Genomic DNA, 379 nt, shown 5'->3' on the forward strand with positions numbered 1-379 from the left:
ATTCTTGTCAGGGACCACGCCAAGAAGGTGACCTTCGTTTCAACCTGCCAGGGCGTGCCGGAATACGCCCATGACGACGCCAGAACAGCACGGGCTATCGTGGCCGAGCTCGACCCGGAAATCGCCGAACACGTCAATGTCGATGCCGCATTTCATACGCCCGACCAGCTGATGTCGCTGGTGAAGGATTGCGACTTCGTCGTCGCCACGCGCATGCATATGATGATCATGTCGCTTTGCGTCGGCACGCCGGTGCTGCCGATCGCCTATGAATTCAAAACCAAGGAAGTCGCCAAGCGTATCGGCGTCGCCGACCTTCTACTCGACATCGATACCGTAACGCCCTCGGAAGCGGCCGAAAAACTCGGCAGATTCATCT

At 57.8% G+C, this 379-nt stretch carries 1 protein-coding gene; it reads left to right on the top strand.

Annotated features, from left to right (window positions below; genetic code table 11):
• On the top strand, nucleotides 1-379 hold a 379-nt coding region (locus EN818_RS31020), incomplete at both ends, for a polysaccharide pyruvyl transferase family protein (RefSeq protein ID WP_189523990.1).

The organism is Mesorhizobium sp. M3A.F.Ca.ET.175.01.1.1, from assembly GCF_004791945.1.
In the GTDB taxonomy this organism is placed as follows: domain Bacteria; phylum Pseudomonadota; class Alphaproteobacteria; order Rhizobiales; family Rhizobiaceae; genus Mesorhizobium.